Here is a 24914-nt window from a genome sequence, read left to right on the forward strand (position 1 = left end):
CCCGGGCCATGCACCGTCGTGACCTGCTGCGTTTCAGCGTTGCCGCGAGCACCTTCCTGGCCGGTGCCAGCCTGGTGGGCTGCAGCGCACAAACGGCCGCGCCGGGGTTTCAGGCGCTGCGCCACGATGACCTGCCACTGCTGCGTGCGCTCATACCGGTGGTGCTCAGCGGCACGCTGGCCACCGATACGCTGGTGCTGCGCAGCCTCGATTACAAGCTGGCAGCGCTGTCGCCGGAGATGCTCAAACTTACCCGGCAATTGTTCGACGTGCTCAGCCTGCCGCTGACCCGCGGCCCACTGACCGGCATCTGGGGGGCCTGGGCCCAGGCCGCGCCCGCCCAGGTCGAGGCTTTCCTGCAGCGCTGGCAGGGCAGCTCGCTGAACCTGCTGCGCATGGGCCATGCCTCACTGCTGCAACTGCTGCAAATGGCCTGGTACGAGCGCCCCGAGTCCTGGGCCGCCTGCGGCTACCCTGGCCCACCGAAAATCTGAACACGACAAGAGCATCGCCAATGCCTGTGCCTGACCCGTTTCGCCAAGGCCTCGACCGCGGCTGGATCACCCACGACGCCTCACGCCTGGAACACGACCTGCAACTGCACGCCGATATCGCCGTGATTGGCAGCGGTGCCGGCGGCGCCACCAGCGCACAGCGGCTCAGCGCCGCGGGCTTCAAGGTCTTGCTGATCGAAGAAGGCCCGTTGAAGACCAGCAGCGACTTCAAGCTGCTGGAGCACGAAGCCTATGCCAGCCTCTATCAGGAGGGCCTGGGGCGCATGAGCAAGGATGGCGCCATTACCATCCTGCAAGGCCGTGCCGTAGGCGGCACCACGCTGGTGAACTGGACGTCGAGTTTTCGCACCCCGCCGCAGACCCTGGCGCACTGGGCCTCGGCCCATGGCGTACAAGGGCTCGGCGAAGATGAGCTGCGCCCTTGGTTCGAGCGCATGGAACTGGAGCTGGGTATCACACCCTGGGCCATGCCACCGAATGCCAACAACGACGTGCTGCGCCGTGGCTGCGAACAACTGGGTTATCGCTGGGCAGTCATCCCGCGCAACGTGCGCGGCTGCTGGAACCTGGGTTACTGCGGCATGGGTTGCCCGGTGAATGCCAAGCAATCGATGCTGGTGACGCGCATTCCCGCCACCCTCGAACAGGGCGGCGAGCTGCTCTACCTGGCCCGGGCCGAGCGCTTCAGCCACAACGGCGAGCGCATCCAACACCTGACCTGCCAGGCCCTGGATACGCAAGGCATCCACCCGACAGGTCGGCAAGTGACGGTACACGCGCGCCATTACATCCTGGCAGGCGGCGGCATCAACAGCCCGGCCCTGCTGCTGCGCTCCAATGCCCCCGACCCGCATGGCCGCCTGGGCAAACGCACCTTCCTGCACCTGGTCAACTTCAGCGCCGCACGCTTCAACGAACGCATCGACCCCTACTACGGCGCGCCGCAGTCGATCTACAGCGACCATTTCCAGTGGCAGCAAGGCACGGAGGGGCCGGTGGGCTACAAGCTCGAAGTACCGCCGCTGCACCCGGCCCTGGCCAGCACCCTGCTGGGTGGCCATGGCCAGGACAATGCCCGGCGCATGGCCGCACTGCCCAATACCCATGTCATGCTGGCCTTGCTGCGCGACGGGTTTCACCCGCAAAGCCAGGGTGGCAGTGTTGAACTGCGCGGCGACGGCTCCCCCGTGCTCGATTACCCGGTCACCGACTACCTGCGTGACGGCTTGCGGCGCGCCTACCGCAGCATGGCGCAGGTCCAGTTCGCCGCCGGCGCGGCCGAGGTAACCCCGGTGCACAGCGATGCCAGCGCCGCTGCCAGCCTGGAACAGGCCTTGGCCATGATCGACCGCCTACCGTTGGAGCCTTTCCGTACGCGCCTGGGCAGCGCCCATGTGATGGGTGGTTGCGCCATGGGCGAAGACCCGCGCCAGGCGGTGTGCGACAGCCTGGGCCGCCATCACCAGCTGGAAAACCTGTCGGTTCACGACGGCTCGCTGTTCCCCACCAGCATCGGCGCCAACCCGCAGCTGTCGGTGTATGCCATCAGCGCCAGGCTCAGCGAAGCGTTGGCTACCCGCCTGGCACACAACGCATGACAACGAATACACGCCCTGTCTATAGTGCCATCAGCCGGCCGCATGGCTTGGCCGGGGCGCCGTCGCTGCGCTACCATCCGACTCCCCAACGCACTCCAGCCAGGATGACGCGATGAACCGAGTGTTGTACCCGGGTACTTTCGACCCCATTACCAAAGGCCACGGCGACCTGGTCGAGCGCGCTTCGCGCCTGTTCGACCACGTGATCATCGCAGTGGCGGCCAGCCCGAAGAAAAACCCGCTGTTCCCGCTGGAGCAACGTGTCGCGCTCGCCCGTGAGGTCACCAAGCACCTGCCCAATGTCGAAGTCATCGGCTTCTCTTCGCTGCTGGCGCATTTCGCCAAGGAACAGGGCGCCAATGTGTTGCTGCGCGGCCTGCGTGCGGTTTCCGATTTCGAATACGAGTTCCAGTTGGCGAACATGAACCGGCAACTGGCACCCGATGTGGAGAGCCTGTTCCTGACGCCGTCAGAGCGCTATTCGTTCATTTCCTCGACCCTGGTCCGGGAAATCGCCGCATTGGGCGGTGATATCAGCAAATTCGTCCACCCTGCGGTGGCCGAGGCACTGACCGAGCGTTTCAAGAAGCAAGCCTGACCGCCTGATTGTCGCGCCCGCGTGCACTGCGGGCGCGAATGCGGCACAATTGTGCCCATTGCGTTGAACATGCCCGGGCGCTGAGCCCCGGCCGGAGTCCCCATGTCCCTGATCATTACCGACGATTGCATCAATTGCGACGTCTGTGAACCCGAGTGCCCGAACGAGGCCATCTCCCAAGGCGAAGAGATCTACGTGATCGACCCCAACCTGTGCACCCAGTGCGTGGGTCATTACGACGAGCCGCAGTGCCAGCAGGTCTGCCCGGTCGATTGCATCCCGCTGGATGAGGCGCACCCGGAAACCGAAGAGCAATTGATGGCCAAGTACCGGCGTATTACCGGCAAGGCCTGAACCCTCAGCCCTGCGCGGTTTCTGTAGGAGCGGCCTTGCGTCGCGATGGGCCGCACAGCGGCCCCGGCGGTTTCCGCGCTAAAGCCGAAGTTTCTGCGCAGACGCTGAAATTTTGGGGGCGCTTCGCACCCCATCGCGACACAAGGCCGCTCCTACAGGACGGCAATCACCTGTAGCCTCAGCGCTGGCAGCGTGGGCAGAACACGCTCGCCCGCTGCCCCAGTTTCACTTCGCGCAGCTCCGTACCGCATACCTTGCACGGCTGCCCAGCCCGCCCGTACACGAACAGGGTCTGCTGGAAGTACCCCGGCTGCCCGTCACCGCCGATGAAATCGCGCAAGGTGGTACCGCCCTGCTCGATCGCCGCCGCCAGTACCCGCTTGATCTCGATCGCCAGCTTCAGGTAACGCGCCCGGGAAATCCCCCCGGCCGCACGGCGTGGATCGATGCCGGCAGCGAATAGCGCCTCGCTGGCGTAGATGTTGCCCACCCCCACCACCACCGCGTTATCCATGATGAACGGCTTGACCGCCATCGAGCGCCCACGGGACAGCTGGAACAGCCGCTCGCCGTCGAACAGGTCGGTCAGCGGCTCCGGCCCCAGGCGCAGCAGCAGCTCGTGGCGCAACGGGTCCTGGCTCCAGAGCATGGCACCAAAACGGCGAGGGTCGGTGTAGCGCAGCATCAGCCCCGACTCCAGCTCGATATCGACATGCTCATGCTTGGCCGCCGGCAAGCCCTGCTCGACCAGGCGCAAGTTGCCCGACATGCCCAGATGGCTGATCAGGGTGCCGACTTCGGCATTGATCAGCAGGTACTTGGCGCGCCGTTCGACAGTGACGATGCGCTGCCCCGACAGGCGCACGTCGAGGTCTTCGGGAATGGGCCAGCGCAAGCGCCGGTCACGCACCACCACGCGGCTGACGCGCTGGCCTTCCAGGTGCGGCGCAATACCGCGCCGGGTGGTCTCTACTTCGGGTAATTCCGGCATGTGTCAGTGCCCGCCCAACTCACGAATGTTCTGCTTGAGGTTTTCGAAATCGTAATCCGACAGGCCAATGTAATCGAGCACCAGCGGGCCGACCACACGCCATTCGTGGTCGACTGCCTGGTTGCCCAGCACCCGGTAGGAGGCACAGATATGCTCGGCCATCTTCAGCACCGCCAGCAGGTTTTTCAGCTGGCTCTGGGTGTTGCGCGCGGTGTCGTCGCGGAACACTGCCAGGGCATTGTGGTGGTTGGCGATGGCGGCAGTGAGGTGCTCCGGCAGGCGCCAGGACTTGGCGGTGAAGTAGCCGACCACCGAATGGTTGGTATTGAAGGCGCGGTTTTCGGTATCCACCACCCGCGTTTCGCCGCCGGCCTTGGCATAGGCTTCTTCCAGCACCTCCATGTAGCTGGGGAAGCGCTTGAGCATCAACGGCACGCCACAGTCGTGGAACAGGCCCAGAGTGTAGGCCTCGTCCGCGGGCTGGATACCGGTGCGCTTGGCCAGGGTCAGGCAGGTCATCGCCACGTCCTGGGCGGTATCCCAGAAGCGGTTGAGGGTAACGATGGTCTCGTCGCTCATCTCGCCTTTGATCGACTGGGCGTTGATCAGGTTGATGATCGAACGGCTGCCCAGCAGGTTCACCGCACGCTGGATCGAACCGATCTTGTTGGACAGGCCAAAATGCGGCGAATTGACCAGCTTGAGCAAGGCGCCGGACAGCCCTGGGTCCTGGGAAATCAACTTGGCGATGGTTTCCAGGTCCGGGTCAGGCATGTACTGCTCGAACTGCAGGTCAACCATGATCTGCGGTTGCGGCGGGATGGTGATGCCTTGCAAGGCTTGCTGGATCTGTTCGGCGCTGAGTTCTTGGGACATACGTGCACACTCGTTTAGGACGGTGGATTCTAACCCAGTTGGCCGTGCCGGCGCTTTGTCGTACCTCGAACCGAAGTGCCGGCCAACAAGGTATAATCCCGCTCTTTTTTCCCGGAGCGACGTCATGTCCCTGCCCAGCCTTCGCCTCAAAGCCAATGCCGACCGCCGCCTGCGCGCCGGCCACCTGTGGGTCTACAGCAACGAAGTCGATGTCAGCGCGACCCCACTGCAAGGCTTCCAGGCCGGCCAGCAGGCCATTCTCGAGGCGGCCAACGGCAAACCGTTGGGCATCGTCGCACTCAGCCCGAACAACCTGATCTGCGCACGCCTGCTGTCGCGCGACATCAAGCTGCCGCTGGACAAGTCGCTGCTGGTGCACCGCCTCAATGTCGCCCTGTCGCTGCGCGAGCGCCTGTTCGACCAGCCGTGCTACCGCCTGGTCTATGGCGATTCCGACCTGCTGCCAGGGCTGGTGGTCGACCGCTTCTTCGACATCCTCGTGGTTCAGCTGGCCTCGGCCACCATGGAAGCGCACAAGGACGACGTGATCGCTGCCCTGGTGCAAGTGCTCAAACCAAGCGGCATCCTGTTCAAGAACGATTCCGCCGCCCGTGACGCCGAAGGCTTGCAGCGCTATGTGGAGACCGTCTATGGCGAGGTGCCGGACTGGGTGCCGCTGGAAGAGAACGGCGTCAAGTTCGAAGCCCCGGTGCGTGAAGGCCAGAAGACTGGCTGGTTCTACGACCACCGCATGAACCGTGCGCGCCTGGCGCCGTACGTCAAGGGCAAGCGTGTGCTCGACCTGTTCAGCTACATCGGTGGCTGGGGCGTGCAGGCAGGTGCTTTCGGCGCCAGCGAAGTGTTCTGCGTCGATGCCTCGGGCTTTGCCCTGGATGGCGTGGAGCGTAACGCGGCGCTGAACGGCATCAGCGAAAAGCTGACCTGCATCGAAGGCGATGTGTTCGAAGCCCTGCGCGAACTGAAGGCTGCCGAAGAACGCTTCGACGTGATCATTGCCGACCCACCCGCGTTCATCAAGCGCAAGAAAGACCTGAAGAACGGCGAGGCGGCCTACCGCCGGCTGAACGAACAGGCCATGCGCATGCTGAGCAAGGACGGCATTCTGGTCAGCGCCTCGTGCTCCATGCACCTGCCCGAGGACGACCTGCACAACATCCTGCTGACCAGCGCCCGCCACCTGGACCGCAACCTGCAGCTGCTCGAGCGCGGCGGCCAGGGCCCCGACCACCCGGTGCACCCGGCCATTGCCGAAACCCGCTACATCAAGAGCATCACCTGCCGGTTGCTGCCCAACAGCTAGCGGCAAGCTGCAAGCTGCAAGCTGCAAGCGCGCCAAGTCGGCTCTGTCTTGTAGCTTGTAGCTTGTAGCTAGCCACTTGTATCTGAAGCATTCCTTCGCCGCGCCAGGGGTGTAGAATCGGCCTATTCATCGCCAGTCATCCCCGGCGGGTTTATGAGCTCTGGTCAAGCCCGCGGCGATCCCGCGCAGTCTTCGGCCTCATCCGTGCCAGTGGCAACCGGCCTGCGGTACAAAGGACAAGAGAAGCTCACTCCCCTTTTTGTGACCTGATTAAGCCGCCAGGAGTGTTTCATGCCTGATTATCGTTCCAAGACTTCCACCCAGGGCCGCAACATGGCCGGCGCCCGTGCCCTGTGGCGCGCCACCGGCATGAAGGACGAAGACTTCAAGAAACCGATCATCGCCATCGCCAACTCGTTCACCCAGTTCGTCCCGGGCCACGTGCACCTGAAGGACTTGGGCCAGCTGGTCGCCCGCGAAATCGAACGCGCCGGTGGCGTGGCCAAGGAATTCAACACCATCGCGGTCGACGACGGCATCGCCATGGGCCACGACGGCATGCTGTACTCGCTGCCCAGCCGCGAGATCATTGCCGACGCCGTGGAATACATGGTCAACGCCCACTGCGCCGATGCCATCGTGTGCATCTCCAACTGCGACAAGATCACCCCCGGCATGCTGATGGCCGCCCTGCGCCTGAACATCCCGGTGATCTTCGTCTCGGGCGGCCCGATGGAAGCCGGCAAGACCAAGCTGGCCAGCCACGGCCTGGACCTGGTCGACGCCATGGTCATCGCCGCCGACTCCAGCGCATCCGACGAGAAAGTCGCCGAGTACGAGCGTAGCGCCTGCCCGACCTGCGGTTCGTGCTCCGGCATGTTCACCGCCAACTCGATGAACTGCCTGACCGAAGCCCTGGGCCTGGCCCTGCCGGGCAACGGCTCGACCCTGGCCACCCACTCGGACCGCGAGCAGCTGTTCCTGACGGCCGGGCGCACCATCGTCGAACTGTGCAAACGCTACTACGGCGAAAACGACGAGTCGGTACTGCCACGCAGCATCGCCAACTTCAAGGCGTTCGAGAACGCCATGATGCTCGACATCGCCATGGGCGGCTCGACCAATACCATCCTGCACCTGCTCGCCGCGGCCCAGGAAGGCGAGGTGGCCTTCGACCTGCGCGACATCGACCGCCTGTCGCGCAAAGTGCCGCAGCTGTGCAAAGTGGCGCCCAACATCCAGAAGTACCACATGGAAGACGTGCACCGCGCTGGCGGCATCTTCAGCATCCTCGGCTCGCTGGCGCGTGGCGGCCTGCTGCACACCGACCTGCCGACCGTGCACAGCCGCAGCATGGAAGAAGCCATCGCCAAATGGGACATCACCCAGACTGACGACGAAGCCGTGCACACCTTCTTCAAGGCCGGCCCAGCCGGGATCCCGACCCAGACCGCGTTCAGCCAGTCGACCCGCTGGGAAACCCTGGACGACGACCGCGAGAACGGCTGCATCCGCAGCTTCGAGCACGCCTATTCGCAAGAAGGCGGCCTGGCCGTGCTGTACGGCAACATCGCGCTGGATGGTTGCGTGGTGAAGACCGCCGGTGTCGACGAGTCGATCCACGTGTTCGAGGGTACCGCGAAGATCTTTGAAAGCCAGGACAGTGCCGTGCGCGGCATCCTCGCCGACGAAGTGAAGGCCGGCGACATCGTGATCATCCGCTACGAAGGCCCGAAAGGCGGCCCGGGCATGCAGGAAATGCTCTACCCGACCTCGTACCTGAAGTCCAAAGGCCTGGGCAAGGCCTGCGCCCTGCTGACCGACGGCCGCTTCTCGGGTGGCACCTCGGGGCTTTCCATCGGCCACGCCTCGCCGGAGGCTGCTGCAGGCGGCGCCATCGGCCTGGTGCGCGACGGTGACAAGGTACTGATCGACATTCCCAACCGTTCGATCAACCTGCTGGTCAGTGATGAAGAGCTGGCTGCGCGCCGTGTAGAGCAGGACAAGAAAGGCTGGAAACCGGCTGAAGTCCGCCCGCGCAAGGTGACCACCGCACTGAAGGCTTATGCGTTGCTGGCGACCAGTGCCGACAAGGGTGCTGTGCGTAACAAGGCGATGCTCGAAGGGCTGTGAGGCTTCGAAAGCATGAAAGAAAAACCGGCGCACTGTGCGCCGGTTTTTTTATGCCTGCACCGGCCTCTTCGCGGGCTCGCCCGCTCCCACAGGGACCGCACAGCATCTGAAAGTCATGCAATGCAAGTGGGCGAGCCCGCGAAAAGGCCGGCCCACTCTACACAAGCCTTACTGGATCTGCTCCGGCGTCACGATCACCCAGTTCTTGTCCGCGGTCACCGGCAACCCTTCCTTGGCCTGCGCCGCCGCCTGCTTGGCAATCATGCCGTTCAACTGGTCCATGTACTTGGCCTTGCGGTTGATCCACAGGTGGATACCGCCCTTGCCGACGTCTACCCCATGAAACTGCATGTAGCCATCACTGGTTGGCGTGTCGCCGCCCACCAGCACCGGCTTCTTCCACTCATCGATGTAAGTCAGGATCGCCGCCTGCTTCCCCGCCATCCAGGTGGCCGGGGTCCACAGGTACGGGGTCAGTTCCAGCCCTTCGTTGGCTTTGGCGTCATAGTGCCCGGCACTGATCTGCTTGCGCGCGGTGGTCAACTGGCCATTGGCGCGGTCCTTGAGCAGCAGGCTCACGCCAATCACATTCTGCGGCTTCACGTTGTAGCCGTATTTGGGGTCCGAAGCGACCATGCGCACCAACTCCTCAGAGGCGGCCGAAACCACATAGACCTCGATGCCGTTTTCCATCAGCTTGTTGTACAGCTCGGCCTGGCCCTTGAACACCTTGGGCGGCTGCACGTCGATCGCCTTCACCTGGTCGCCATCGTAATAGGTGCTGGGAATCGGCTGGGTCGAAGCCATCAGTTCGTCCACCTGCACCTTCAACTCCTTGAGGGTGAAGCCGGAAAACACCTGGGCGACCCACGGGTAGCACACCATGTCGTCGATTTCGCACAACCGGTAGTAGTAGCTGAACAGGCTTTCCTTGTGCTCGGCGGTGTCCTTGAACGGTATCAGCTTCAGCGACGGGTCGAGCTTGTCACGGCTCAGCAAGCCTTTGTTTTCCATGAACGGCAGCAAGGCTTCTTCCAGGTCATAGCGGTAACTGGTGTTGTCCATGTCGAACACCGCATAGTTACCTTTGTTGGCATTGGCAGCGATCATGCTGTCGAGCTGCCTGGCTGCATCGGCAGGCCAGTGCTTGAGCTCGGTGGCGAAGGTTTCGATACTGAACAGCAGGGACAAGCCGATAGCGGCAGCTTTCACGGCGACTTTCATGTACGAATCTCCTGAAATGATCTGCCAACGCTAGTGCAACCCGGCCGATGGGCGGCAGTCCACACCGACCTTCAGGCAGCAGTAAACGCCGTGTTCATTGCAATTTGCGACATGGCGTTATTCCATAAACGACTATGCACATTCCATTTGGGTATAAATTCGTTCGTTTTCAGGCTGTTAGCATTTCCGTTCGCAATCGCTCACAGAGGCGATGCCACCCTTTGCCTTCTCTGCTGGAGCTTCAATGAATCTGCCGCTGTCACTCAACCTGCTGGCATTCCTGGCCCTGTTGCTGGGCCTGGCACAAACCCGCCGCACCGACTGGAGCCTGGCCAAGAAGGTCTTGCTGGGCCTGGCGCTGGGGGTGCTCTTCGGCTTGGCCCTGCACACCGTGTATGGCGCCGGTCACCCGGTGCTCAAGGCCACCATCGCCTGGCTCGACCTGGTCGGCAATGGCTATGTGGGCCTGTTGCAGATGATCGTCATGCCGCTGATCTTCGCCTCGATCCTCAGTGCCGTCGCGCGCCTGCACAACGCATCGTCGCTGGGCCGTATCAGCGTGCTGAGCATCGGCACCCTGCTGCTGACCACGGCCATTGCCGCGTTGATCGGCATCGTGCTGACCAACCTCTTCGGCCTCAGCGCCGAGGGCCTGGTGGCCGGCGCCCAGGAAAGCGCCCGCATGCAGGTCATCCACAGCGACTATGCAGGCAAGGTCGCCGACCTCAATATCCCGCAGTTGCTGTTGTCGTTCATTCCCAGCAACCCGGTAGGCGACCTGGCGCGGTCCAAGCCGACGTCGATCATCAGCGTGGTGATTTTTGCCGTGTTCGTCGGCCTGGCGGCCCTGCAACTGATCAAGGACGACGCCGAGAAAGGCGCACGTGCGCTGTCGGCCATCGACACCCTGCAAGCCTGGGTCATGCGCCTGGTGCGGGTGGTGATGAAACTGACCCCATATGGCGTGCTGGCCCTGATGACCAAGGTGGTAGCCAGTTCGAACATGGAAGACATCCTCAAGCTGGGCAGCTTCGTGGTGGTGTCCTACCTGGGCCTGGCGCTGATGTTCGTGGTTCACGGCATCATCCTCGCCGCCACCGGCGTCAGCCCGCTGCGTTTCTTCCGCAAGGTGTGGCCGGTGCTCACCTTCGCCTTCACCAGCCGCTCCAGCGCAGCCAGCATTCCGCTGAACATCGAAGCGCAAACCCGCCGCCTGGGCGTGCCGCAGTCGATTGCCAGCTTCAGCGCCTCGTTCGGCACCACCATCGGCCAGAACGGCTGTGCGGGGCTCTACCCCGCCATGCTGGCGGTCATGGTCGCGCCTGCGGTAGGCATCGATACCTTCGACCCGCTGTGGATCGCCACCCTGGTGGCCATCGTCACGCTGAGTTCGGCAGGGGTTGCCGGCGTGGGCGGCGGCGCCACCTTCGCCGCGCTGATCGTGTTGCCGGCCATGGGCTTGCCGGTGGAACTGGTGGCGTTGCTGATTTCGGTCGAGCCGCTGATCGACATGGGCCGTACAGCGTTGAACGTGAATGGCTCGATGACTGCCGGGGTGGTCACCAGCCAGTTGCTGAAAGAGACCGACAAGGACGTGCTGGCCGACGATGAACATGCCGAGCTGAGCCATACCTGACAGATTGCCGGGGCCCACAGGGATTGCATCAGGGCTGACAGGTGTTTGCCACAAGATATGCGGCGCCTGTGAGATCGAGCGCCGCCCGCGCGGCGCATCGCGAGCTGCGCTCGCTCCTACGTTTGTTTCGGGCCAATTATGCCTGTGGGATTTGTGCGCGAACGCCTTGGCGCATGCCTCAAAATCGCGTCGTACAAACAAGGCGGTCGCGCGCACCTGGCACAGGGGTTACTGGCCCGAAACAAACGTAGGAGCGAGCGCAGCTCGCGATGCGCCGCGCGGGCGGCGCTCGATCTCACAGGCACTGCATATCTTGTGGCGACCACCTGTCAGCCCTGATGCAATCCCTATGGGAGCTGGCTTGCCCGCGATGGGCCGCCAAGCGGCCCCCAGAAATCTCAAACCCTGTCCCAAACCTCGAAGTGATACCCAGGCTTGCCTTCTTCACCCTGTGCCTCGCTCGACACCAGCTTCCACTGCCCCTGGTCGAACTCGGGAAACCAGGCATCCCCCTCCGGCGCCAATTCCACCCGCGTCAGGTACATCCGGCTGACCAGCCCTTTCTCCAGCGCCTGCCCATAGAGCTGCGCCCCGCCAATCAGCATCAGCTCATCGACGCCTTTTTCGCGCGCCCACTGTTCGGCCCGCACCAGCGCCTGCTCCAGCGAGCCGAAGACTTCGGCGCCCTGCAGCTGCAGCCCAGGCTGCCGGCTGACCACGATATTCAACCGCCCGGGCAGCGGCCGGCCCAGTGAGTCCCAGGTCTTGCGCCCCATGATGATCGGCTTGCCCAGGGTGGTGGCCTTGAAGTACTTGAAGTCCCCCGGCAGATGCCAGGGCATGGAGTTGTCGATGCCGATCACACGGTTCTCGGCGTGAGCCGCGATCAGGCTGAGGGGGAGTGATGTATTCATGCCAGCGAGGATAGCACCGGGCGTGTGGGTTATGCTTCTGCCCTGACCTGTGCAATGGAAGACCTTGTGACCGCACCGACTCCACTGGACAAACGCTGGCTGACCGAAGCGGTCCGCCTGCGCGAAGAACACGCCGGCCTGCTGGAAGACCAGGCCGCCAACCGTCATGCGCGCCAGCGCGGCGGCGACTTGGCGGCGCGCATCGAAAGCCGGGCGCTGTTCCTGGCCGAACGCGACGGCATGGCCACGGCCCTGCGCCACTGGAAACAGGGCGCACGCCTGGCGGTGCTGGCCCTGCTGCTGCTAGCCGTGCTCAGCGGCGCCGGCCTGGCCCTGGCGGCGCTTGGCGACGGCCAGCGCCCGGTCAACGTCTTCTGGGCGTTGGGCAGCCTGTTGGGGCTGAACCTGCTGACGCTGCTGGGCTGGGCCATTGGTTTTGCCCTCAGTGGCGAACACGGGGCGGGGTTGGGCCGTTTGTGGCTATGGCTGAGTGAGCGCTTCGCCCGCGATGCCAAGGCCGCGCACCTGGGCCCGGCACTGCTGGTACTGCTGCAGCGCCAGCGCCTCAACCGCTGGCTGCTGGGCCTGCTGGTACACAGCCTGTGGCTGCTGGCGATGCTCTGCGCGCTGGGCATGCTGCTGGCTCTACTGGCCACCCGTCGCTATGGCTTCGTGTGGGAAACCACCCTGCTCGCCGCCGACCCGTTCATCCAACTCACCCAGGCGCTGGGCGCGCTGCCTTCGCTGCTGGGCTTTGCCGTGCCCGACGAGGCCATGATCCGCGCCAGTGGCGACAGCCAGCCGGCCCTCGACGTGGCGCGCCAGGCCTGGGCCAGCTGGCTGCTCGGCGTGGTGCTGGTATATGGCCTGTTGCCCCGCGTGCTGCTGGCCGGGTTGTGCCTGTGGCGCTGGCGCCAGGGCCGTCAGCGCCTGACCCTGGACCTGAGCCTGCCGGGTTACGCCCAACTGCGCGAAGCGCTGATGCCGCGCAGCGAGCGCATCGGCGTGCAGGATGCGGCCCCCGAGGCGTTGCCAGGGTTCGCCGCCGAGCAGTTGCAAAGCGCCAGCAGCGGCGCCCTGCTGGTGGGCCTGGAACTGGACGACCAGCGGCCCTGGCCACCCCGCCTGCCCCCAAACGTGACCGATGCCGGTGTGCTCGACAGCCGCGAGTCGCGCAACCGCCTGCTCGAGCAACTCAGCCGCTTTCCGCCGGCACGCCTGGCCATCGCCTGTGACCCGCGCCGCTCGCCCGACCGCGGCAGCCTGGCGCTGCTCGCCGACCTGGCACGCAATGCTGGTGCCACAAGGGTCTGGCTGCTGCAGGCAGCACCCGGCCAGGCGCTGGACGCTCGGCGCCTGGGCGACTGGCATGAAGCCCTCGAGCGGCTGGGCCTGCCCTATGCCGACACCTCACCGCTGACCTGGCTGGAGCATGGCCATGACTGAGCCGCTGAAATTGGCCGTGGTCGGCCACACCAACGTTGGCAAGACCTCGCTGCTGCGCACCCTGACCCGCGACGTGGGCTTCGGCGAGGTGTCCCACCGCCCCAGCACCACTCGCCATGTCGAAGGCGCGCGGCTGTCGGTGGACGGCGAACCGTTACTGGAGCTTTACGACACGCCAGGGTTGGAGGACGCCATCGCCTTGCTCGACTACCTGGAGCGGCTGGAGCGCCCGGGCGAGCGCCTGGACGGCCCTGCCCGCCTCGAGCGGTTCCTGCAAGGCAGCGAAGCGCGCCAGCGTTTCGAGCAGGAAGCCAAGGTGCTGCGCCAGTTGCTGGCCAGCGACGCCGGCTTGTATGTGATCGATGCCCGCGAGCCAGTGCTGGCCAAGTACCGCGACGAACTGGAGGTGCTGGCCAGTTGCGGCAAGCCACTGTTGCCGGTGCTCAACTTTGTCGCCAGCCACCAGCACCGCGAGGCGCAATGGCGCGAAGCCCTTGCCCGGCTTGGCCTTCACGCGTTGGTACGGTTCGACAGCGTAGCCCCACCCGAGGACGGCGAACGCCGCCTCTACGAAAGCCTGGCCCTGCTGCTGGAAAGCGCCCGCCCGGCCTTGCAGCGGCTGATCGACGACCAGCAGGCCCAACGCCTGGCTCGCCAGCACAGCGGCAAGCGCCTGATTGCCGAGCTGCTGCTGGACTGCGCTGCCTGCCGGCGCAGCGTCGATGCCGAACCGGCGGCCGAAGCCCGGGCCATCGAAGCGCTGCGCCAGGATATTCGTCAGCGTGAGCAACGGTGTGTCGAAGCCCTGCTCAAGCTGTATGCCTTCCGCCGCGACGATGCCCACGCCAGCGACCTGCCGCTGCTGGATGGGCGCTGGGGCGATGACCTGTTCAACCCCGAAACCTTGAAGCTGCTGGGCGTACGCCTGGGCAGCGGCGTAGCCGCCGGCGCAGCGGCCGGTGCCGGGGTCGACTTGCTGGTTGGCGGGCTTACCCTGGGGGCAGCGGCACTGGCCGGGGCGCTGGCCGGCGGTGCGTTGCAGACGGCGCGCAACTATGGCGCGCGCTTGCTGGGCAAACTCAAGGGCAAGCGCGAGTTGACCGTGGACGATACGGTGTTGCGCTTGCTGGCCTTGCGTCAGCAGCAGTTGATGGTGGCCCTGGACAGCCGCGGGCATGCAGCGCAGGACAGCATCAGGCTGGGTGAACTGGATGAAAAGGCCTGGCGTGAGGGCAAGCTGCCAGAGGCACTGGTCAGGGCGCGGGCGCATCCACAGTGGTCCACCCTGAACCCGGGGGCGAAGCTGAACCAGGCCGAGCGCCAGGAACAGCTGGAGGCGCTGGTGTCTCAGTTTTGAACGGGCGGCGAGCCTGAACCGCCCCATACGCACCAGGCAGGCCTTTATTTGCGCAGCAGGCGCAAACCGTTGAACACCACCAGAAGGCTCACGCCCATGTCGGCAAATACCGCCATCCACATGGTGGCCATGCCGGCAAAGGTGATCGCCAGGAATATGGCCTTGATGCCCAGCGCCAGAACGATGTTCTGCAGCAGGATCGCCCCGCTTTGCCGCGACAACCGAACGAAGGCCGGGATTTTCCGCAAGTCATCGTCCATCAGCGCCACATCGGCGGTTTCGATGGCGGTATCGGTGCCGGCCGCGGCCATGGCGAAACCGATCTCGGCACGGGCCAGTGCCGGCGCATCGTTGATGCCGTCACCGACCATACCCACCCGGTGGCCCTGGGCGTACAAGGCCTCAATGCTTTGCAGTTTGTCGGCCGGCAGCAGGTTGCCCTCGGCGCGGTCGATGCCTACCACGGCGGCAATGGCCTGGGCGGTGTGCGGGTTGTCACCGGTCAGCATCACCGTCTTGATGCCCAGCTCATGCAGTTCGGCAATCGCCTGACGGCTGCTTTCCTTGACCGTGTCGGCCACTGCAAACAGCGCCAGCGGGCCGCTGCGGTCGAGTAGCAGGACCACGGTCTTGCCCTGGCGCTCCAGCCCATCCAGGCGGGCCTCCAACTCGGGCGAACACAGCCCCAGCTCCTCGACCAGGCGGTGATTGCCCAAGTGGTAGACCTGGCCGTCGATGGTGCCACGCACGCCCCGCCCGGCCAGGGCGGCAAAGTCGTCTACCTCGCTCAAGGCCAGGCCTTGCTGCCTGCCGAACTGGGCGATGGCTCGCGACACCGGGTGGTCCGAACGCTCGCCCAGGCTGGCGGCCAAGGCCTGGGCGCGGCCTTCGAACAGCGGCGCCAGCACCTCGGCGTCGGTCTGGGCAGGTTTGCCATGGGTGATGGTGCCGGTCTTGTCCAGGGCCAGGAAGTCCAGGTGGCGGCCGCCTTCCAGGTAAATGCCCCCCTTGACCAGAATACCCTTGCGCGCAGCGGCGGCCAGGCCGCTGACGATGGTCACCGGGGTGGAGATCACCAGGGCGCACGGGCACGCCACTACCAGCAGCACCAAGGCGCGGTACACCCAGTCGAACCAGGCACCGGCCATGAACAGCGGCGGCACCGCCGCCACGGCCAAGGCGATGGCGAACACCACCGGCGTGTAGATGCGCGAGAAGCGGTCGACGAAGCGCTGGGTCGGCGCCCGTGCCCCTTGCGCCTGCTCCACAGCCTTGATGATCCGGGCCAGGGTCGACTGCCCGGCAGCAGCGGTCACGCGAAACTCCAGCGCCCCTGCCTGGTTGATGGTGCCGGCAAACAACTTGTCGCCGACCGCCTTCTCCACGGGCAGGCTTTCGCCGGTGATCGGCGCCTGATCGACGCTGGATTGCCCGCTGGTCACTTCACCGTCCAGGCCAATGCGCTCGCCAGGGCGCACCCGCACCTGTGCACCGATGGCTACCTCACGCACTGGCACTTCACGCCACTGGCCATCGGCTTGCTGCACCGTCGCCATGTCCGGCGTCAGTTGCATCAGGCCGCTGATGGCATTGCGCGCACGGTCCAGCGAGCGGGCTTCGATCAGCTCGGCGATGGTGAACAGCACCATCACCATGGCTGCCTCCGGCCACTGCCCGATCAGTACCGCACCCGTGACGGCGATGCTCATCAGTGCGTTGATGTTGAGGTTGCGGTTTTTCAGGGCGATCCAGCCCTTTTTATAGGTGCCCAGACCGCAGCCGAGTATGGCTGCGAGTGCCAGCGCGGCCACCACCCACTCCGGCGCAAGCGCAGAAAAGTGCACGATTTCCGCGGCGATTGCCGCAGTACCCGCCAACGCCAGCGGCCACCAACGGGTTTTCGCCGGTACCGATGCGCTGGCGCTGCCGTCGTCTTCGGCGCCCAGCGGCTCGGCTTTCATGCCCAAGCTGTCGATAGCCCGCTCGATTTCGGCGGTACCACCCAAGGTGTGGCGCACGCCAAGCACGCGGTTGATCAGGTTGAATTCCAATTGCTCGACGCCAGCCAGCTTGCCGAGCTTGTCCTGGATCAAGGTCTGCTCGGTGGGGCAGTCCATGGCATCGATGCGGAAGCGGCTGAGGCGCGCGTGGCCACTGGCCTGCTCGCTCAACTGCACCAGCGCCGGCGCAGCTTCGGCACTGCAGCAGCTGTGCCCATGGGCAGCATGGCCATGGTCGTCTTCGCCATGGGCATGATCGTGGTGGTGACCGTGCTTGTGTTCGTGGCTGACAGGCTGGTTCATGGGGGGTCCTTAAAGTGAGCCTGTTGCCAAGTGAACACCCTGTAGCCACTATAGGGTCAAGCCATTAGCGGGGAATTTGGTAATGAAGATCGGTGAACTGGCCAAAGCCACTGACTGCGCGGTGGAAACCATCCGCTACTACGAGCGGGAAAACCTGCTGCCCGCACCTGCGCGCAGCGACGGCAACTACCGCCTCTACACCCAGGCGCATGTCGAGCGGCTGACGTTCATTCGCAATTGCCGCACGCTGGACATGACCCTCGATGAAATCCGCAGCCTGCTAAGCCTGCGCGACAGCCCGGCTGACGCGTGCGGCAGCGTCAACGCGCTGATCGACGAGCATATCGAGCATGTGCAGGCGCGCATCGACGGGCTGGTAGCGTTGCAGGCGCAGTTGATGGAACTGCGCCGGCGCTGCAGCGCACAGGGGGCAGAATGCGCGATCTTGCAGCAACTGGAGACGAATGGTGCGGTAACGGTGCCGGAAACCGAGCATTCGCACGTGGGCCGCAGCCACGGGCATTGAGGAACACGATCTCCCGTGGGAGCAGTTTCAGCCGCGAACACCGGCAACGCCGGTGCCAGCCACCGCGTCGCCTGCTTCGCGGGCGCGCCCGCTCCCACAGGTTAGGGTGCTGGCTTCAAGCTCACGCTGCAGATGTAGGAGCGGCCTTGTGTCGCGAAAGGGGCGCAAAGCGCCCCGGCCATCCAGGTACCTACACCGCCATCGGTGCCGTCATCGGCGCATGGTGCTCATAGCCTTCCAGCCAGAAATCACTCGGCTCGATCTTCTCCAGCCACTCGGGCTCGTACTTGCCCGTTTCGGCAAACGCCGGCACCCGGTCACTGATCACCAGCTTCGGCGCTTCCAGCGGCTCGCGCTTGAGCTGCTCGTTGAGCATGTCCAGGTGGTTTTCATACACGTGGGCATCGCCGATAAAGTAGGTGAACCAGCGCGGGGTGTACCCGGTCAGGCGGCCGAACAGGGCCAGCAGCGCCGCACCTTCGGTAAGGTTGAACGGTGTCCCCAGGCCCAAGTCGTTGGAACGGATGTAAAGCGTCAGGGAAATTTCCCTGGTCTCGACATTCGGATGGAACTGGTACAGCAGGTGGCACGGCGGCAGCGCCATCTCGTCGAGCTGCGCGCAGTTCCAGCCGTGGAACAGGATGCGCCGGCTGCCCGGGTCGTTGGCGATGGTGTCCAGGCACTGGCGCACCTGATCGATAGCCTTGTACAGGATGACGAAGGCGACACCGTCTTCCTCGTCCTGGGCAATACGGCGGAAGCCCGCCTGCTCGGCCATGGCGATAGCGGCGGGGTTGCCCAGCGGGATGCGCTTGTAGCCAGGCCACTGGCGCCATTGCACGCCATAGATTTCACCCAGGTCATCATGGCCCTGGCGGAACGGGTTGGCCAACCACTGGGCGTTTTCGTTGGCATTCTGGTCCCACACCTTGCAGCCCAGCTCGCGGAACTCACCGGCGTTCTTCACGCCGCGCAGGAAGCCGACCATCTCGCCGATCGCCGACTTGAACGCCAGCTTGCGCGTGGTAATGGCCGGGAAGCCCTTCTGCAGGTCGAAACGCAGCATCGCACCCGGCAGGCTGATGGTGCGGATGCCGGTGCGGTTGCCCTGCAGCGTGCCGTTTTCGATAACGTCGCGGACCAGGTCCAGATACTGTTTCATGGCTTACCTGTAGCAGATACGGCAGGGGGATCGCCCCTGCCGTGGGATTAATCAGGCGGGATTCGCCGTGGGCTTGCGATTATAAGCCCACCAGATCAGGCCGAGGCCAGCGAGGATCATCGGCACGCAGAGAATCTGACCCATGGTCAGCCAGCCCCACGCCAGATAGCCCAGCTGGGCGTCCGGTACGCGAACGAACTCGACGATGAAACGGAAAATGCCATAGAACAGCGCGAACATGCCGGACACGGCCATGGTCGGCCGCGGCTTGCGCGAGAACAGCCAGAGGATCACGAACAGCGCCACGCCTTCCAGCGCAAATTGATAGAGCTGCGACGGGTGGCGCGGCAGTTGCGCGGGGTCGCTGAAGGGCGGGAAGATCATCGCCCACGGCACGTCGGTCGGCTTGCCCCACAATTCGGCGTTGATGAAGTTGCCGATACGCCCGGCGCCCAGCCCGATCGGCACCAGCGGCGCGACAAAGTCCATCAGCTCGAAGAACGACTTGTTGTTGCGCTTGCCGAACCACAGGGCTGCCAGCATCACCCCAATGAAGCCGCCGTGGAACGACATGCCACCCTTCCACACTTCGAAGATCAAGGTCGGGTTGGCCAGGTAGGCGTGCAGGTCGTAGAACAGCACGTAGCCCAGGCGGCCACCGACGATTACCCCCATCGACAGCCAGAACACCAGGTCGGAGAGCTTTTCACGGGTCCAGGTCGGGTCGAAACGGTTCAGCCGACGGGAGGCCAGCAACCAGGCGCCACCGATGCCGATCAGGTACATCAGGCCGTACCAGTGAATTTTCAGCGGGCCAATGGCCACGGCCACGGGGTCTATCTGCGGGTAAGGCAGCATGGAACTTCCTCTCGATTCAAATCAAAAAGCTGAGGCCAACACAGAACAGCAGGGCTGCGAACAGGCGTTTCAACAGGCGCGGCGACAGCTTGTGCGCCAGGCGCGCGCCAAAGCGCGCGAAAAACATGCTGGTCACGGCAATGCCGACCAGCGCCGGCAGGTACACGTAACCCAGGCTGTGGGGCGGCAGGTGCTGCTCATGCCAACCTAGCAGCATGAAGCTCAAGGCACTGGCCATGGCGATCGGCAGGCCGCAGGCAGAGGATGTGGCCACTGCCTGTTGCATGGGCAGGCTGCGCGAGGTCAGGAAAGGCACGGTCAGCGAGCCACCCCCAATGCCGAAAATGGCCGAGGCCCAACCGATCACCCCACCCGCGCCGACCAGCACAGGCTTGCCAGGCACACCATGGCTGGCCTTGGGCTTGAGGTCCAGGGCCATTTGCGCAGCGATGACCAGTGCGAAGACACCAATGATCTTTTGCAGGAGCGGGCCCTGGATCAGCGAGGCGGTCTTGGCGCCGACCCCGGCCCCCAGGAGGATGCCCAGGGTCATCCAGGCGAATATCGGCCATTGCACCGCACCCTTGCGGTGGTGTTCGAGCACGGCATTGATCGAGGTGAACACGATGGTCGCCAACGACGTACCCACCGCCAGGTGGGTCAGTACCGAGGCGTCGAAACCCTGCAGGGTGAAGCTGAACACCAGCACCGGCACGATGATGATGCCGCCGCCCACGCCGAACAGCCCCGCCAGCACGCCGGCACAGGCGCCCAACAGCAGATAGAGCACGAATTCCATTCGGCATCCCCGAGAAATCAATCCGGCATGGTAACGGAAGCCGGGTTCGAGGCTCTAGTGAAGTCTGTGTCAGGATGGATCCTGCCCGCAGCTGTGGGTACAGTGGCAGAAAACACAGAGGCCTGACCGATGTGCCTGATCGTATTCGCCTGGCGGCCGGGGCACGCCCTGCCGCTGATCGTCGCGGCCAACCGCGACGAATTCTACGCCCGCCCTGCCCAGGCCCTGGCGGCCTGGGAGGATGCGCCCGGGGTGCATGCCGGGCGGGACCTGGAGGCCGGTGGCACCTGGCTGGGTGTGGGCCCACAGGGGCGCTTTGCAGCGCTGACCAATATCCGTGACCCGCGGCAGGCGCAGGGGCCCCGCTCGCGCGGCGAGCTGGTGGCGGGGTATTTACGGGGTGAGCTGGGGGTTGAGGCTTACCTGGACGAGGTGGCCAGCCGTAGCGGGCAGTATTCGGGGTTCAACCTGCTGGTGGGTGATGGGCGCCAGCTGGGTTACCTGCATGGCCCAGACGTGGCGCCGCGCCTGCTGGAAGCCGGGGTGTACGGGCTGTCCAATGCCGGGCTGGATAACCCATGGCCAAAGCTGGTGAAGGCGCGAAGCGGGCTGCAGAGGTTGCTGGAAACGCCGGAGCCGCCACAGTTGCTGGCGCTGCTGGCCGATGGCGAGCCTGCAGCTGACGGGGAGCTACCGGACACAGGCGTGGGCATGGCGACCGAGAAGCTGCTGTCGAGTGTGTTTATTGCCAGCCAGAGTTATGGGACACGCGCGAGTACTGTGCTGATTGTGGATGATCAGGGCAGAAGGCGCCTGATCGAGCGCAGTTTCGGGCCGTTTGGAGGGCACCTGGGGGAGGTTGAGCTGTCGGTCTGAACAGCGCCTTCGTGGGAGCGGGCGTGCCCGCGAAGAGGCCCGAACAGGCACCCCCCCTTACAGGGTTTTATTGGCTCCAGGCCCGATCATCCGCGCCAGCCCCAGGTTTTTCAGCGCCAGCTGCAACGAGCTGTGGATAACCTGCGGGTTGTCGTGGCTCAAGGCTTCGACCAGCAGCTCCTTGGCCTTGCCCATGTTCACCTGGCGCAGCATCCACTTCACCTTGGGCAGGTTGGTGGCGTTCATCGACAGGCTGTCGAAGCCCATCGCCATCAACAGGATCGCTGCCGCGGGGTCACCCGCCATCTCGCCGCAGATGCTGACCGGCTTGCCCTCGCCATGGGCATCACGCACCACGGTGTTCAGCGCCTGCAGCACCGCCGGGTGCAAGTAGTCGTACAGGTCGGCGACCCGTGGGTTGTTGCGGTCCACGGCCAGCAGGTACTGGGTAAGGTCGTTGGAACCGACCGACAGGAAATCCACCTGCCGCGCCAACTCCTTGGTCTGGTACACCGCCGCAGGGATCTCCACCATGACGCCAACCGGCGGCATCGGCACGTCGGTGCCTTCGTCGCGCACCTCGCCCCAGGCCCGGTGAATCAGGTGCAGCGCCTCTTCCAGCTCGTGAATACCGGAAATCATCGGCAGCAGGATGCGCAGGTTGTTCAGGCCCTCGCTGGCTTTGAGCATGGCGCGGGTCTGCACCAGGAAGATTTCCGGGTGGTCGAGGGTCACACGGATGCCGCGCCAGCCGAGGAACGGGTTGTCTTCTTTGATCGGGAAATAGGACAGCGCCTTGTCGCCACCAATGTCGAGGGTGCGCATGGTCACCGGCAGTGGGTGGAAGGCCGCCAACTGCTCACGGTAGATGGCCAGCTGCTCTTTTTCGCTGGGGAAGCGCTGGTTGATCATGAACGGCACTTCGGTGCGGTACAGGCCCACCCCTTCGGCACCGCGTTGCTGGGCCCGGGCCACATCGGCCAGCAGGCCGGTATTGACCCACAACGGCATGCGGTGGCCGTCGGGGGTGATGCAGGGCAGCTCGCGCAGGGCATCCAGGCCCTGGGCCAACTGGCGCTCTTCCTCGACCACGTCGCTGTATTGCTTGCGCAGCACTTCGCTCGGGTTGGTGAACACCTCGCCCTTGTAACCGTCGACGATCAGCTCGATGCCGTCGACCTTGGAGTAAGGCAGGTCGACCAGGCCCATTACCGTGGGGATACCCATGGCACGGGCCAGGATGGCAACGTGGGAGTTGCCCGACCCCAGTACCGACACCAGGCCGACCAGCTTGCCTTCCGGCACTTCGCCGAGCATTGCCGGGGTCAGCTCTTCACTGACCAGGATGGTGTTGTCGGCGTAGACCAGCGACTGCGAGCGGGCCTCTTGCAGGTAGGCCAGCAAACGCCGGCCCAGATCCTTCACGTCGGAGGCACGCTCGCGCAGGTAGTCGTCGTCCATCAGCTCGAAACGGTTGACGTGCTCGCCGACCACCTGGCGCAGGGCGCCCTGGGCCCACTGGCCGGTCTTGATGACCGCGGTCACCTCGCCGCCCAGCGCTGCGTCTTCGAGCATCATCAGGTACACATCGAAAAGAGCGCGCTCTTCCGGGCGCAGCTGCGTCGCCAGTTTGGCCGACAGCTTGCGCATGTCTTCGCGCACGCCTTCAAGGGCGTTTTCGAACAGCTTGAGCTCGGCGTCGATGTCATCGACGGCCTTGTCGGGCACCACTTCGAGGTCGGCAGGCGGCAACATGACCACGGCACGCCCTACGGCAGCGCCTGGCGAGCCAGGCACGCCGACGAAACGCGCTTCCTGGATGCCCTTGCCCTGCCGGCCCAGGCCACGGATCGAGCCGGTGGCCTCGGCGTGGGCGATAACCCCGGCAAGCTGGGCGCTCATGGTGACCAGGAACGCTTCTTCGCCCTCGTCGAACTGGCGGCGCTCCTTCTGCTGGATGACCAGCACCCCGACCACGCGGCGGTGGTGAATGATCGGTGCCCCGAGGAACGAGGCGAATCGCTCTTCGCCAGTTTCGGCAAAGTAGCGGTAACGCGGGTGGTCGGCGGCGTTTTCCAGGTTCAGCGGCTCTTCGCGGGTACCGACCAGGCCGACCAGACCTTCGTTGGGCGCCATGCTGACCTTGCCGATGGAGCGTTTGTTCAGGCCTTCGGTGGCCATCAGCACGAAGCGATTGGTTTCCGGATCAAGCAGGTACACCGAGCAGACCTGGCTGCCCATGGCCTCCTTGACGCGCAAGACAATGATCCCCAACGCCGACTTGAGATCTTTGGCGGAGTTTACTTCCTGGACGATCTTGCGCAGCGTATTGAGCATGGCTCGGGGTCGAACTCCGTCGTCAGTCGCGCGTCAGAAGACGCGGTGCTAGCTCTTTCAGGGCGCGCCGGTATACCTCGCGCTTGAATGTCACAACCTGGCCCAGCGGGTACCAATAGCTCACCCAACGCCAGCCGTCGAACTCCGGCTTGCCGGTGAGGTCCATTCTTACCCGTTGTTCGTTGCTGACCAGGCGCAGCAGGAACCACTTCTGCTTCTGGCCGATGCACAGCGGCTGGCTGTGGGTCCGCACCAGGCGCTGCGGTAAACGATAACGCAACCAGCCACGGGTGCAGGCAAGAATTTCCACATCATCGCGTTCAAGGCCAACTTCTTCGTTCAGCTCGCGGTACAGGGCATCTTCCGGCGTTTCGTCAGGGTTGATACCACCCTGGGGAAATTGCCAGGCATCCTGGTTGATCCGTCGAGCCCATAGCACCTGCCCGGCATCATTCGTGAGAATGATCCCGACATTGGGGCGAAAACCATCCGGGTCGATCACGGCAGCAACCTCGCAAACGCATGTCACCGCATTGTTCCACAAAGCTTGCGAGCGCAGCAACGCGCCCGCCACGCTTATGTGCCGCGGCGTGAAAACTCCTTGTTCGGTGAAGGCAAGGTGATGCTGGCAAGCGTTGGCCGCTGCTGCGTCAGACTGGCTTGGCGCCCATCAGCCCGGCGATGGACAGCAGGCAGACGCCACTGAACACCGCCAGCGCCAAGGTGAAGCGCAACCCTACCGGCTCGGCCTTGCGCAGCCGGTTCAGCCGCACCAGCAGCCACCACATGGCAAACGCACCAAGCGTATAGATGACGCTGGACGCCAGCACCCAGGTCTGCCCCAGCGGCCAACCGACCAGGTGCACCAGCCACCAGCCGGTGAAGGGCATGCTTACCAGGCACAGCACCATTACCAGCCACACGAACACCAGCGGCCGGCGCAGCAGCTTGGCATAGGCCTGCGCATCGCCCTGGCGGCGGGCGCGCACGGTCCACACCGCCAGGCCCAGGGCACCCAGCAGCAGGAGTGCAGTGGCGATGATGTGCAGTGTTTTCAGGGTGGTCAGATGTTCCATGTGTGCGTTGTCCT

22 protein-coding genes are annotated in these 24914 nt (G+C 64.5%); 11 read left to right on the top strand and 11 right to left on the bottom strand.

All coding sequences use genetic code 11. The features are described 5' to 3' along the window. The first annotated feature begins 8 nt into the window (after window positions 1-8). From L1P09_RS23825 to L1P09_RS23840, 4 genes are all read left to right on the top strand, one after another. Window positions 9-494 (top strand): twin-arginine translocation pathway signal protein, encoded by a 486-nt coding sequence (locus tag L1P09_RS23825; RefSeq protein ID WP_115294992.1) that lies wholly within the window; start codon window positions 9-11, stop codon window positions 492-494. 20 nt (window positions 495-514) lie between these two features. Further along, window positions 515-2113: a GMC family oxidoreductase gene (locus tag L1P09_RS23830; protein WP_154211505.1), complete on the top strand. Its 1599-nt coding sequence runs from the start codon at window positions 515-517 to the stop codon at window positions 2111-2113. Window positions 2114-2225: 112 nt separating this feature from the next. Then, window positions 2226-2711, top strand: a complete 486-nt coding sequence (coaD, locus tag L1P09_RS23835; RefSeq protein WP_009683358.1) for a pantetheine-phosphate adenylyltransferase — start codon at window positions 2226-2228, stop codon at window positions 2709-2711. A gap of 102 nt (window positions 2712-2813) precedes the next feature. Continuing rightward, window positions 2814-3065, top strand: a complete 252-nt coding sequence (locus L1P09_RS23840; protein WP_009683359.1) for a YfhL family 4Fe-4S dicluster ferredoxin — start codon at window positions 2814-2816, stop codon at window positions 3063-3065. Between the two features lie 178 nt (window positions 3066-3243). Here L1P09_RS23840 and mutM read toward each other — a convergent pair whose 3' ends face one another. Together mutM and L1P09_RS23850 are read right to left on the bottom strand one after the other, a co-directional pair. Further along, on the bottom strand, window positions 3244-4056 hold the full coding sequence (gene mutM, locus L1P09_RS23845; RefSeq protein ID WP_009683360.1) for a bifunctional DNA-formamidopyrimidine glycosylase/DNA-(apurinic or apyrimidinic site) lyase: 813 nt from the start codon (window positions 4054-4056) through the stop codon (window positions 3244-3246). 3 nt (window positions 4057-4059) lie between these two features. Further along, window positions 4060-4878 carry an HDOD domain-containing protein gene (locus L1P09_RS23850; RefSeq protein WP_172828440.1) on the bottom strand — a complete coding sequence of 273 codons (819 nt, stop codon included), beginning with the start codon at window positions 4876-4878 and terminating at the stop codon, window positions 4060-4062. Between the two features lie 178 nt (window positions 4879-5056). On the opposite strand from L1P09_RS23850, the gene L1P09_RS23855 reads away from it, so the two are divergent. Next, window positions 5057-6253 carry a class I SAM-dependent rRNA methyltransferase gene (locus L1P09_RS23855; RefSeq protein ID WP_054906221.1) on the top strand — a complete coding sequence of 399 codons (1197 nt, stop codon included), beginning with the start codon at window positions 5057-5059 and terminating at the stop codon, window positions 6251-6253. A 291-nt stretch (window positions 6254-6544) separates the two neighbouring features. Continuing rightward, entirely contained in the window at window positions 6545-8386 is a 1842-nt protein-coding gene (ilvD, locus tag L1P09_RS23860) for a dihydroxy-acid dehydratase (RefSeq protein ID WP_009683363.1), read from the top strand. A gap of 168 nt (window positions 8387-8554) precedes the next feature. Here the strand turns inward: ilvD and L1P09_RS23865 are convergent, their stop codons facing one another. Then, window positions 8555-9610: an HAD family hydrolase gene (locus L1P09_RS23865; protein ID WP_009683364.1), complete on the bottom strand. Its 1056-nt coding sequence runs from the start codon at window positions 9608-9610 to the stop codon at window positions 8555-8557. A gap of 244 nt (window positions 9611-9854) precedes the next feature. On the opposite strand from L1P09_RS23865, the gene L1P09_RS23870 reads away from it, so the two are divergent. Next, the gene (locus L1P09_RS23870; RefSeq protein ID WP_235768205.1) at window positions 9855-11246 is read left to right on the top strand and encodes an L-cystine transporter; all 1392 of its coding nucleotides are present in this window, start codon (window positions 9855-9857) and stop codon (window positions 11244-11246) included. A 398-nt stretch (window positions 11247-11644) separates the two neighbouring features. Here the strand turns inward: L1P09_RS23870 and L1P09_RS23875 are convergent, their stop codons facing one another. After that, the gene (locus L1P09_RS23875) at window positions 11645-12160 is read right to left on the bottom strand and encodes a dihydrofolate reductase (protein ID WP_029887255.1); all 516 of its coding nucleotides are present in this window, start codon (window positions 12158-12160) and stop codon (window positions 11645-11647) included. A gap of 54 nt (window positions 12161-12214) precedes the next feature. Here L1P09_RS23875 and L1P09_RS23880 point away from each other — a divergent pair, with 54 nt between their 5' ends. Both L1P09_RS23880 and L1P09_RS23885 read left to right on the top strand, forming a co-directional pair. Then, a complete protein-coding gene (locus tag L1P09_RS23880; protein ID WP_235768207.1) occupies window positions 12215-13606 on the top strand; it encodes a DUF2868 domain-containing protein in 1392 nt (463 codons plus the stop codon). After that, window positions 13599-14963 carry a GTPase/DUF3482 domain-containing protein gene (locus L1P09_RS23885; protein ID WP_029887257.1) on the top strand — a complete coding sequence of 455 codons (1365 nt, stop codon included), beginning with the start codon at window positions 13599-13601 and terminating at the stop codon, window positions 14961-14963. Before L1P09_RS23880 ends, L1P09_RS23885 begins: the two co-directional genes overlap by 8 nt. Window positions 14964-15007: 44 nt before the next feature. On the opposite strand, the gene L1P09_RS23890 is transcribed toward L1P09_RS23885, so the two are convergent. Continuing rightward, the gene (locus tag L1P09_RS23890) at window positions 15008-17266 is read right to left on the bottom strand and encodes a heavy metal translocating P-type ATPase (RefSeq protein WP_235768209.1); all 2259 of its coding nucleotides are present in this window, start codon (window positions 17264-17266) and stop codon (window positions 15008-15010) included. An 82-nt stretch (window positions 17267-17348) separates the two neighbouring features. Here L1P09_RS23890 and cadR point away from each other — a divergent pair, with 82 nt between their 5' ends. Beyond that, on the top strand, window positions 17349-17792 hold the full coding sequence (cadR, locus tag L1P09_RS23895) for a cadmium resistance transcriptional regulator CadR (protein WP_182369553.1): 444 nt from the start codon (window positions 17349-17351) through the stop codon (window positions 17790-17792). Between the two features lie 190 nt (window positions 17793-17982). Here the strand turns inward: cadR and L1P09_RS23900 are convergent, their stop codons facing one another. Genes L1P09_RS23900 through L1P09_RS23910 form a run of 3 tightly spaced genes read right to left on the bottom strand, consistent with a single transcriptional unit; the run spans window position 17983 to window position 20611 of the window. After that, a complete protein-coding gene (locus L1P09_RS23900) occupies window positions 17983-18954 on the bottom strand; it encodes a thymidylate synthase (RefSeq protein ID WP_029887260.1) in 972 nt (323 codons plus the stop codon). Between the two features lie 51 nt (window positions 18955-19005). After that, window positions 19006-19812 carry a prolipoprotein diacylglyceryl transferase gene (gene lgt / locus L1P09_RS23905; protein WP_009685084.1) on the bottom strand — a complete coding sequence of 269 codons (807 nt, stop codon included), beginning with the start codon at window positions 19810-19812 and terminating at the stop codon, window positions 19006-19008. 16 nt (window positions 19813-19828) lie between these two features. Continuing rightward, window positions 19829-20611 carry a sulfite exporter TauE/SafE family protein gene (locus L1P09_RS23910; RefSeq protein ID WP_054882076.1) on the bottom strand — a complete coding sequence of 261 codons (783 nt, stop codon included), beginning with the start codon at window positions 20609-20611 and terminating at the stop codon, window positions 19829-19831. Window positions 20612-20740: 129 nt separating this feature from the next. Here L1P09_RS23910 and L1P09_RS23915 point away from each other — a divergent pair, with 129 nt between their 5' ends. Next, window positions 20741-21487 carry an NRDE family protein gene (locus L1P09_RS23915; RefSeq protein ID WP_235768211.1) on the top strand — a complete coding sequence of 249 codons (747 nt, stop codon included), beginning with the start codon at window positions 20741-20743 and terminating at the stop codon, window positions 21485-21487. Window positions 21488-21544: 57 nt separating this feature from the next. Here L1P09_RS23915 and ptsP read toward each other — a convergent pair whose 3' ends face one another. The 3 genes from ptsP to L1P09_RS23930 all read right to left on the bottom strand — a co-directional run bounded on the left by ptsP (window position 21545) and on the right by L1P09_RS23930 (window position 24900). Continuing rightward, window positions 21545-23824, bottom strand: coding sequence for a phosphoenolpyruvate--protein phosphotransferase (gene ptsP, locus L1P09_RS23920; RefSeq protein WP_009685081.1), 2280 nt, complete (start codon window positions 23822-23824; stop codon window positions 21545-21547). Window positions 23825-23846: 22 nt separating this feature from the next. After that, a complete protein-coding gene (locus L1P09_RS23925) occupies window positions 23847-24326 on the bottom strand; it encodes an RNA pyrophosphohydrolase (protein ID WP_003249017.1) in 480 nt (159 codons plus the stop codon). 148 nt (window positions 24327-24474) lie between these two features. Further along, entirely contained in the window at window positions 24475-24900 is a 426-nt protein-coding gene (locus L1P09_RS23930) for a DUF2269 domain-containing protein (protein WP_232892951.1), read from the bottom strand. Between the last annotated feature and the right edge of the window lie 14 nt (window positions 24901-24914).

It is taken from the genome of Pseudomonas juntendi (genome assembly GCF_021560075.1).
Lineage (GTDB): Bacteria > Pseudomonadota > Gammaproteobacteria > Pseudomonadales > Pseudomonadaceae > Aquipseudomonas > Aquipseudomonas juntendi.

Bases quoted from the DNA above. Each gene is read 5' to 3' on its own strand.
- L1P09_RS23855 (WP_054906221.1), top strand. From the start codon at position 5,057: ATGTCCCTGCCCAGCCTTCGCCTCAAAGCCAATGCCGACCGCCGCCTG.
- L1P09_RS23870 (WP_235768205.1), top strand. From the start codon at position 9,855: ATGAATCTGCCGCTGTCACTCAACCTGCTGGCATTCCTGGCCCTGTTG.
- L1P09_RS23840 (WP_009683359.1), top strand. From the start codon at position 2,814: ATGTCCCTGATCATTACCGACGATTGCATCAATTGCGACGTCTGTGAA.
- L1P09_RS23880 (WP_235768207.1), top strand. From the start codon at position 12,215: ATGGAAGACCTTGTGACCGCACCGACTCCACTGGACAAACGCTGGCTG.
- L1P09_RS23875 (WP_029887255.1), bottom strand. From the start codon at position 12,160: ATGAATACATCACTCCCCCTCAGCCTGATCGCGGCTCACGCCGAGAAC.
- L1P09_RS23900 (WP_029887260.1), bottom strand. From the start codon at position 18,954: ATGAAACAGTATCTGGACCTGGTCCGCGACGTTATCGAAAACGGCACG.
- L1P09_RS23890 (WP_235768209.1), bottom strand. From the start codon at position 17,266: ATGAACCAGCCTGTCAGCCACGAACACAAGCACGGTCACCACCACGAT.
- ptsP (WP_009685081.1), bottom strand. From the start codon at position 23,824: ATGCTCAATACGCTGCGCAAGATCGTCCAGGAAGTAAACTCCGCCAAA.
- L1P09_RS23825 (WP_115294992.1), top strand. From the start codon at position 9: ATGCACCGTCGTGACCTGCTGCGTTTCAGCGTTGCCGCGAGCACCTTC.
- L1P09_RS23930 (WP_232892951.1), bottom strand. From the start codon at position 24,900: ATGGAACATCTGACCACCCTGAAAACACTGCACATCATCGCCACTGCA.
- ilvD (WP_009683363.1), top strand. From the start codon at position 6,545: ATGCCTGATTATCGTTCCAAGACTTCCACCCAGGGCCGCAACATGGCC.
- cadR (WP_182369553.1), top strand. From the start codon at position 17,349: ATGAAGATCGGTGAACTGGCCAAAGCCACTGACTGCGCGGTGGAAACC.
- L1P09_RS23865 (WP_009683364.1), bottom strand. From the start codon at position 9,610: ATGAAAGTCGCCGTGAAAGCTGCCGCTATCGGCTTGTCCCTGCTGTTC.
- coaD (WP_009683358.1), top strand. From the start codon at position 2,226: ATGAACCGAGTGTTGTACCCGGGTACTTTCGACCCCATTACCAAAGGC.
- L1P09_RS23910 (WP_054882076.1), bottom strand. From the start codon at position 20,611: ATGGAATTCGTGCTCTATCTGCTGTTGGGCGCCTGTGCCGGCGTGCTG.
- L1P09_RS23830 (WP_154211505.1), top strand. From the start codon at position 515: ATGCCTGTGCCTGACCCGTTTCGCCAAGGCCTCGACCGCGGCTGGATC.
- L1P09_RS23915 (WP_235768211.1), top strand. From the start codon at position 20,741: ATGTGCCTGATCGTATTCGCCTGGCGGCCGGGGCACGCCCTGCCGCTG.
- L1P09_RS23885 (WP_029887257.1), top strand. From the start codon at position 13,599: ATGACTGAGCCGCTGAAATTGGCCGTGGTCGGCCACACCAACGTTGGC.
- lgt (WP_009685084.1), bottom strand. From the start codon at position 19,812: ATGCTGCCTTACCCGCAGATAGACCCCGTGGCCGTGGCCATTGGCCCG.
- mutM (WP_009683360.1), bottom strand. From the start codon at position 4,056: ATGCCGGAATTACCCGAAGTAGAGACCACCCGGCGCGGTATTGCGCCG.